At 71.1% G+C, this 6,680-nt stretch carries 5 protein-coding genes; all 5 read right to left on the bottom strand.

Going from position 1 to position 6,680, the window contains the following annotated elements:
* Positions 1-197: 197 nt before the first annotated feature.
* The 5 genes from ACZ45E_RS32980 to ACZ45E_RS32960 all read right to left on the bottom strand — a co-directional run bounded on the left by ACZ45E_RS32980 (position 198) and on the right by ACZ45E_RS32960 (position 6,561).
* Positions 198-3,335 carry an efflux RND transporter permease subunit gene (locus ACZ45E_RS32980; protein ID WP_468227972.1) on the bottom strand — a complete coding sequence of 1,046 codons (3,138 nt, stop codon included), beginning with the start codon at positions 3,333-3,335 and terminating at the stop codon, positions 198-200.
* Positions 3,336-3,499: 164 nt separating this feature from the next.
* Positions 3,500-4,204 carry a response regulator gene (locus tag ACZ45E_RS32975; RefSeq protein ID WP_468227969.1) on the bottom strand — a complete coding sequence of 235 codons (705 nt, stop codon included), beginning with the start codon at positions 4,202-4,204 and terminating at the stop codon, positions 3,500-3,502.
* Positions 4,201-5,430, bottom strand: coding sequence for a sensor histidine kinase (locus ACZ45E_RS32970; protein WP_468227966.1), 1,230 nt, complete (start codon positions 5,428-5,430; stop codon positions 4,201-4,203). The genes ACZ45E_RS32975 and ACZ45E_RS32970 overlap by 4 nt, the downstream gene beginning before the upstream one ends.
* Before the next feature lie 38 nt (positions 5,431-5,468).
* On the bottom strand, positions 5,469-5,747 hold the full coding sequence (gene pspAA, locus ACZ45E_RS32965; RefSeq protein WP_468227963.1) for a PspA-associated protein PspAA: 279 nt from the start codon (positions 5,745-5,747) through the stop codon (positions 5,469-5,471).
* Between the two features lie 16 nt (positions 5,748-5,763).
* Positions 5,764-6,561, bottom strand: a complete 798-nt coding sequence (locus ACZ45E_RS32960) for a PspA/IM30 family protein (protein WP_468227961.1) — start codon at positions 6,559-6,561, stop codon at positions 5,764-5,766.
* Between the last annotated feature and the right edge of the window lie 119 nt (positions 6,562-6,680).

Raw genomic sequence — 6,680 nt, 5'->3', positions numbered from 1 at the left:
TCGTGTACGAACCACACGAGTCCGCCGGGGGCGTAGGGCGTATTGGGAGAGCGATGGGAGCGCCTCCTTCTACGGGGGGGGGGTGGGGGGGGGGAGGGGGGGGGCGGCACCCCCCCCCCCCCCCCCCCCCCCCGCGCCGGGGTGCCGCCTTGCCCACCCTGCCGCCCCCGGCGGCAGATCGCCCAAGGCGGCGGGGGTCAGACCCCGGCCCGCTCCGACTCCGGGGAGGAAGACGGAGAAGGTACCCCGAGCTTCTTCTCCCGCTTCGCCGCGCGCTTGACGCTCCGCCGCTCCTTGCGGAGCTCCAGCATCGCGTAGAGCGTCGGCACCAGCAGCAGCGTGAGCAGCGTCGACGTGATCAGACCGCCGATCACGACCACCGCGAGCGGCTGCGCGATGAAGCCGCCCTCGCCGGTGACGCCGAGCGCCATCGGGAGCAGGGCGAAGATCGTCGCCAGGGCCGTCATGAGGATCGGGCGCAGCCGGTGACGGCCGCCCTCGACCACGGCCTCGACCACGCCGAACCCTTGTGCGCGGTACTGGTTGATCAGGTCGATCAGGACGATCGCGTTCGTCACGACGATGCCGATGAGCATCAGCATGCCGATCATCGCCGGGACGCCCATCGCGGTGCCCGTCAGGACGAGCAGGCCGATCGCGCCGGTCGCCGCGAAGGGGATGGAGACCAGCAGGATCAGCGGCTGGGCCAGCGAGCGGAACGTCGCCACCAGGAGCATGAAGACGATCGCGATGGCCGCGAGCATCGCCAGGGCCAGGTTCTTGAACGCGTCGTCCTGGTCGGAGGTGACACCGCCGATGGTGGCCGTGGCGCCCTCCGGCAGATCCAGCTTGTCGATCTTCGACTGGAGGTCGGTGCTGACCGCCCCCGTGTTGTCACCGGTCGGCTTGGCCGTGATGGTGGCCGCGCGGGCGCCGTCGATCCGGGTCATCGAGACCGGGCCGTCGACCAGCCGCACCGTGGCGATGTCGCCGAGGGTCAGCCCGCGCGGGCCCATCGGCAGCTTCTTCAGCTCGTCCATGGTGGTGGCCGGCTTCGCCGATTTCACGACGACGTCGCGCTCGGTGTCGTCGAGGATCGCCTTGCCGCTGGTGGTGCCGCGCACCGCCTGGGCGACGGCGGCGCCGAGCGTCGTGTCGTTGAACCCGGCCGCCGCCGCCTTGTCGTTGGCGCGCACCGAGATCCGCGGCACCGACTGCGACAGGTCGCTGGTGACGTCCGTGACGTCGTCGAGCGAGGCGACCGCCTTCCGGACCTGTTCCGCGGCCCGGTCGAGGACGGAGCCGTCGGCGGCCTTCACGACCACGCTGAGGTCCTGGCTGCCGAAGCCGTCACCGGCCGAGATCGTCGTCGTACCGGTGCCGGACAGCGTGCCCAGCTCGCGTTCGATGCGGTCCTGGGTGTCCTTGTAGGACGCCTTGTCCTCCAGCGTCACCTGGTACGAGGCCTGGTTGGTGTCGGTGCCGCCGCCGAAGGCCGCCATGAAGCCGGAGCTGCCGATGGTGACCTGGTAGTCCTTGATCTCGTCGATGCCCTGGAGCACCTTCTCGACCTTCTTCGCCGAGGCGTCGGTCGCGGCGAGGCTGGTGCCGGGCTTCAACTCCTGCTTGATGGAGAGCACTTCCTGCTCGCCCTGGTCGAAGAAGTTGGTCTTGAGCAGCGGCGCCATGCCGAACGTGCCGACGAGGACGACCACCGCGATGGCCAGGCTCGTGAGGCGGCGGCGCGTCGCGAAGCGCAGGACGGGCACGTAGACCCGCTGCAGCCAGGAGCGGGCCTCCTTCTCCTCGGCCTTGCGGCGGGCCTCCTCCGGGTCGATGCCCTGGATCGACTTGGGCGCGCGCAGGAACCAGAAGGAGAGGACCGGCACGACCGTGAGCGACACGAGGAGGGAGGCGAGCAGCGCGGCCGTCACCGTGATCGAGAACGAGCCGAACAGCTCGCCCACCATGCCGCCGACCAGGCCGATGGGGAGGAACACCGCCACCGTGGTGAGGGTGGAGGAGGTGACCGCACCGGCGACCTCGCGGACCGCCTTGAGGATGGCCTCCTGGCGTTCCTCGCCGTAGCCGAGATGGCGCTTGATGTTCTCCAGGACGACGATCGAGTCGTCCACGACGCGGCCGATCGCGATGGTCAGCGCGCCGAGGGTGAGCATGTTGAGGGAGAGGTCCCGGGTCCACAGGACGATCAGCGCGAGGACCACGGACAGCGGGATCGAGACCGCGGTGACGAGGGTCGAGCGCAGCGACGCCAGGAAGACCAGGATGACGATGACCGCGAAGAGCAGGCCGAGCGCGCCCTCGGTGGTCAGGCCCGAGATGGACTTCGAGACGGCCGGGCCCTGGTCGCTGACGACGGTCAGCTTCGCGCCGGAGCCGAGGTCGGCCCGCAGGCCGGGCAGCTTGTCCTGGACCGCGTCGGAGATGGAGACCGCGGAGCCGTCGTGGTCCATGGTGACCATGACCGCGAGGCTGGGGCGGCCGTCGGTGCGGGTGATGGAGTCGGCCGTCGAAGGCCGCTGCTCCACCGCGGCGATGTCCCCGAGGCGTACGGGCTTCTTGACGCCCTGCCCGGTGACCATCAGGTCCTCGATCTGCTTCAGCGAGGTGAAGCCGCCGCCGACCTGGACCGTACGGTTCTTGCCGTTCTCGGCGAAGGAGCCCGCGGGCAGTGTGGCGCCGCCGGCCTGCAGGGACTGGCTCAGCGTCTGGACGCCGACGCCGGCCGCGGCCATCTTCCGGTCGTCCGGCGTGACGTCGACCTGGAGGTCGCGGACGCCGTCGACGCTGACCTGGCCGACGCCGTCGATGTCCTTGAGGGACGGCACGACGGTCTTGTCGAGCTGGTCGGCGAGTGCCTGCTGGTCCTTGTCGGACGTGACGGCGAGCACGACGGTGGGGATGTCGTCGGTGGAGCCCGCGACGACCTGCGGGTCGACGTCGTCGGGCAGCTGGGCGCGGGCCCGGTTGACGGCCTGCTGGACGTCGGCGACGAGCTGCTTGGAGTCGCTGCCGTTGCCGTAGTCGAACTGAGCCATCACCACCGCGTTGCCCTCGGAGGCCGTGGAGGTGACGCCGGTGATCCCGTCGACGGCGTCGATGGAGTTCTCCAGCGGCTCGACGACCTGTTTCTCCACCACGTCGGGGGACGCGCCCTGGTACGGGGCCAGGACGGAGACCATGGGCAGTTCGATGGTGGGCAGCAGCTGCTGCTTGAGCTGGGGGATCGCGAGGGCGCCGAAGGCGATCGCGATGACCGAAACCAGCCCGATCAGGGCGCGTTGAGCGAGGCTGAATCTCGACAGCCAGGACATGGGGCGGGGTACTCCAGAGGCGTGAGCGGGAAGTGACGGCCTCTGACGCGGACATGCGCAAGGGCCCGCTTACACCCTGAGCCACGAGAACGACCGGATTCGTCGCTCCCAGGTCCCGTTCTCACCCGGCGCCTACTGCGGCCGTAGTACGTGCGAGGCCGTGCTCACTCCACCCGTGGACGGACCAGGCCCGATTCGTAGGCTATTACGACGAGTTGGGCGCGGTCGCGGGCGCCGAGCTTGGCCATGGCACGGTTGACGTGGGTCTTCACGGTGAGCGGGCTGACTTCCAGGCGTTCGGCGATCTCGTCGTTCGAGTGGCCGCCCGCGACCTGGACCAGGACCTCGCGCTCGCGCCCGGTGAGCGCGGCGAGCCGCTCCGCGTGGCCGCCACCGGCGCGCGCGTCGTCCGAACCGTCGCCCTGCGCGAGGAACTTGGCGATCAGGCCCTTGGTCGCGACGGGCGAGAGCAGGGCGTCCCCGGCGGCGGCGATCCGCACGGCGCCGAGCAGCTCCTCGGGTTCGGCGCCCTTGCCGAGGAAGCCGGAGGCACCGGCCCGCAGCGACTGCACCACGTACTCGTCGACCTCGAACGTCGTGAGCATCACGACGCGTACGTGGGCGAGTTCGGGGTCGGTGCTGATCTCCCGGGTCGCGGCGAGGCCGTCGGTGCCGGGCATCCGGATGTCCATGAGGACGACGTCGGGCCGCTCGGCGCGGGCGAGGCGGACCGCCTCGGCGCCGTCGGACGCCTCCCCCACCACCAGCATGTCGGGCTCGGAGTCCACGAGCACGCGGAACGCGCTGCGCAGCAGGGCCTGGTCGTCGGCGAGCAAGACCCTGATGGTGCCGCTCGTGCCGCTGGTCATCGCGTGGCATCCCCTGAAGTGGTGGTACGGGCATCGACCGGAAGGATCGCATGGACGCGGAAGCCGCCGCCGTAGCGCGGCCCCGCGGTGAGGGTGCCGCCCAGCGCGGTGACGCGTTCGCGCATGCCGAGCAGGCCGTGTCCGCCGTTCTCGGCCGGGCGGTCGGGTGGTCCCGGGTCGGCGCCGGGCCCGTTGTCGAGGACGGAGACCTCCACGTCCCGCCCTACGCGCACGACGCTGACCTCGGCTCTCGCGTCGGGCCCCGCATGTTTCTGCACATTGGTGAGGGCCTCCTGCACGACGCGGAAGGCGGCCAGGTCGACGGCGGCGGGCAGCGCCGGGGCCGACTCGGTGCGGGCCACCTCGACGGGCAGGCCCGCGTGCCGGAACGTGGCGACGAGGTCGTCGAGCCGGTCGAGGCCCGGCGCCGGTTCGGTCGGTGCCTCCGGGTCGCCGCTCTGCCGCAACAGGCCGACGGTGGCGCGGAGTTCGTTGAGCGCGGAGCGGCTGGCCTCGCGGACGTGGCTGAGGGCTTCCTTCGCCTGGTCGGGCCGCTTGTCCATGACGTGGGCCGCGACGCCGGCCTGCACGTTGACGAGCGCGATGTGATGGGCGACCACGTCGTGCAGATCGCGGGCGATGCGCAGCCGCTCCTCGGCGACGCGCCGCCGGGCCTCCTCCTCCCGGGTGCGCTCGGCCCGCTCGGCGCGCTCCCGTATGGCGTCGACGAAGGCGCGCCGGGAGCGGACCGCGTCACCGGCCGCCGCGGCCATGCCGGTCCACGCGAAGATGCCGAGGTTCTCCTGGGCGTACCAGGGCAGCGGGCCGACGAACATGGCGATGCCCGTGAGCACGGCCATGGTGGCCAGGCCCACGCGCCAGGTGGTGGGGCGGTCGGTGGTGGCGGCGACCGTGTAGAGCGCGATGACGGCGGACATCACGACGGGGGTGCGGGGCTCCCCGGTGATCAGTTCGACGAGCGAGACCATGGACGTCGCCGCGAGGACGCACATGGGCGCCTTGCGCCGCAGGACCAGCGCGGCGGCGCCGAGCACCATGAGCAGGAAGCTGAGACCGCCGGGGGTACGGGCGCCCCAGATGTACGCGCCGTCGGGGCCGTGCGGGTCGACGAAGGAACCGGCGACCATGGCGACGAGGACACCGAGGGCGACGAGCGCGTCCAGGGCCAGGGGATGTGTCCTGGCCCACCGTACGAGGGGGGTCACCGGCGTCACGGTAGCCGCCCTCTGTGCCGTCGCCCGGGTCAGCCCGGGATCAGGCCGTCGTCGCCGAGCATGGAGCGGACCTCGTCCAGCGTCGCGTCGGGCCCGGGGAGGATCAGCTCCGAGGGCTCCAGCGCGTCGTCCGGGAGGGGCTCGCCGAGGCGGCGCACGGCTTCGAGGAGCGCGGCCAGCGTGCGCCGGAAACCCGCCTCGTCGCCGCTCCGCGTCTCCCGGAGCAGTTCATCGTCGAGCTTGTCGAGCTCGGCGAGGTGGCCGTCGGCCAGCCTCAGCTGGCCCTCCCCCATGATCCGTACGATCATGACGCCCTCCTGTGCGCTACTGCTTGTCGAAGCGGGGAGTGTCCTGGGGCTGCTGCGCCTGCTGCCCCTGTCCGGGGCCGCCCTCGATCGCCGACTGCGACGAGGAGGGGCCACCGGCCAGCTCGGCCTTCATGCGCTGGAGCTCCAGCTCAACATCCGTACCACCGGAGAGGCGGTCCAGCTCGCTCTGGATGTCGTCCTTGGCGAGCCCGGAGGAGTCGTCGAGGGCGCCGGAGGCGAGCAGCTCGTCGATGGCGCCGGCCCGCGCCTGGAGCTGGGCCGTCTTGTCCTCGGCGCGCTGGATCGCCATGCCGACGTCGCCCATCTCCTCGGAGATGCCGGAGAACGCCTCGCCGATCCGGGTCTGTGCCTGCGCGGCGGTGTAGGTGGCCTTGATGGTCTCCTTCTTGGTGCGGAAGGCGTCGACCTTGGCCTGCAGACGCTGCGCCGCGAGGGTGAGCTTCTCCTCCTCGCCCTGGAGCGTCTGGTGCTGCGTCTCCAGGTCCGTGACCTGCTGCTGGAGCGCGGCGCGGCGGGAGAGCGCCTCACGGGCCAGGTCCTCACGGCCGAGCGCGAGCGCCTTGCGGCCCTGGTCCTCCAGCTTGGAGGACTGGCCCTGGAGCTGGTTCAGCTGAAGTTCCAGGCGCTTGCGGCTGGTCGCCACGTCGGCGACGCCACGGCGCACCTTCTGCAACAGCTCCAGCTGCTTCTGGTACGAGTAATCGAGGGTCTCGCGCGGGTCCTCGGCCCGGTCAAGGGCCTTGTTCGCCTTCGCGCGGAAGATCATCCCCATACGCTTCATGACACCGCTCATGGGCTTCGCGCGCCCCCTTCTGAAGATCCGACCGGCCGTTCCAGCTCCAGCACTGCGACAGAATCCACAGTACGGGTCCTGCATCTATTACCGCACTGTTCAGGTGCGGATGCGCTCAT

It is taken from the genome of Streptomyces sp. NPDC030991 (genome assembly GCF_055571235.1).
Note: the sequence above shows the minus strand (reverse complement) of the source record. Positions and strands in the feature narration are given on the sequence as shown.

Bases quoted from the DNA above. Each gene is read 5' to 3' on its own strand.
- ACZ45E_RS32960 (WP_468227961.1), bottom strand. From the start codon at position 6,561: ATGAGCGGTGTCATGAAGCGTATGGGGATGATCTTCCGCGCGAAGGCG.
- ACZ45E_RS32980 (WP_468227972.1), bottom strand. From the start codon at position 3,335: ATGTCCTGGCTGTCGAGATTCAGCCTCGCTCAACGCGCCCTGATCGGG.
- pspAA (WP_468227963.1), bottom strand. From the start codon at position 5,747: ATGATCGTACGGATCATGGGGGAGGGCCAGCTGAGGCTGGCCGACGGC.
- ACZ45E_RS32975 (WP_468227969.1), bottom strand. From the start codon at position 4,204: ATGACCAGCGGCACGAGCGGCACCATCAGGGTCTTGCTCGCCGACGAC.